The 1541-nt window shown below is 64.7% G+C and carries 1 protein-coding gene; it reads left to right on the top strand.

The genetic code is table 11. The annotated features are described in order from the left end of the window. Position 1: 1 nt before the first annotated feature. On the top strand, positions 2–1541 hold a 1540-nt coding region (locus tag I5Q34_RS33960), incomplete at its 3' end, for a polyketide synthase dehydratase domain-containing protein (RefSeq protein ID WP_234429949.1).

Raw genomic sequence — 1541 nt, 5'->3', positions numbered from 1 at the left:
CTTGTTCACCGGACAGATCAGTCTGGCCACTCACCCCTGGCTCGCGGACCACGCCATCGCCGGTACACCCCTCCTCCCCGGGACCGCGTTCCTCGAACTCGCCCTCCACGCCGCCCACCACACCACCACCCCCCACATCGAAGAACTCACCCTCCACACCCCCCTCCCCCTCCACCCCACCCACCCCACCACCCTCCAAATCACCACCACACCACCCGACAACACCGGCCGACGCCAACTCACCATCCACTCCCACGCTGACCGCCCCGACAACACACACAACACCGAGCAAACCTGGCAACAACATGCCACCGGCACCCTCGCACCCCGGCCCAGCTCCCCCCACACCACCCCCATCGACCCACTCCTCAACGGAGAATGGCCCCCACCCGACGCAATCCCTATTCCCCTCAACGGCTTCTACCACCAGCTCGCCCAAGCCAACTTCACCTACGGCCCCGCCTTTCAAGGACTCCGAGCAGCATGGCGGCACGGAGACGAAACACTGGCCGAGGTCTGTCTCTCGGAGGAATTGGCCGACGATACCTTGCGCTTTGGGGTACACCCCGCCCTGCTCGACGCCGGCCTGCACCCGATCCTGACGAGGTTCTCGGACCTTCCTCCCGGGAACACCTGCTCTCTTCCCTTCGCGTGGAGAGGGGTGACCCTTCATGCAGTAGGTGCTGGAACCCTCCGGGTGCGGTTGTTGTCTGTCGCCAACGACTCCTGTTCCGTCACTGCCGTGACCGAAACAGGAGCGCCCGTACTGTCCGCCACTTCCCTGGCCCTTCGCCCCATCCCCAGGGAACAATTGCGGGCCCTCGCCGAAGCGCATGCCGAGGAGCCCTCGCTCTTCGAAGTGCGCTGGCAAGCCCTGCCCAGTGAACTGCCGACTCCTCCGGAACCAGGTCAATGGGCTTTGGTGCAGTCACCCAACTTCCGCTCCATCGAAGGTTTTTGCCCTTCCGGAACTTCTTCGCACCTCGACCTCGATGACCTGTTCCGGGCACTCGACGAAGGAGAGCCGGCCCCCGTCACCCTTCTATGCCCCATGGGCGGCACTCGGCATGACGCGTCTCTGTTGGATGACGTGCACACTGTGGCCGAGCAGGCGCTCAAAGTACTCCAGAAGTGGCTGGCGGATGCGCGTCTTGCCGATACCAGGCTGATCGTTGTCACCCACGGCGCGGTGGCCTGCGCGCCCGGCGAGGACGTGCAGGACCTGGGCGGAGCTGCCGTATGGGGGATGGTGCGCTCTGCACAGAACGAAGAACCGGGCCGAATTCTGATCGTCGATGTCGACGACTTGAACGAGTCAGCCACGGCATCCCGCATCCTGCCCGCTCTCCTCTGGTCAGACGAACCACAGGCGGCGATCAGGGAAGGTGAAGTACGTGTACCGCGCCTCGCCAGAATCGACGGCGCGAACTCCGGCAGCTCTGTGCCCACTCAGCGCACGGAAGCCAACTCTCAAACCACCAGGGTTCCCTTCGATCCTGAGGGGACGGTCCTCATCACCGGAGGCACCGGCACCCTCGCCA

The sequence above is a fragment of the Streptomyces sp. AV19 genome (assembly GCF_015999245.1).
In the GTDB taxonomy this organism is placed as follows: domain Bacteria; phylum Actinomycetota; class Actinomycetes; order Streptomycetales; family Streptomycetaceae; genus Streptomyces.
This window is presented reverse-complemented; position numbering and strand designations above follow the sequence as displayed.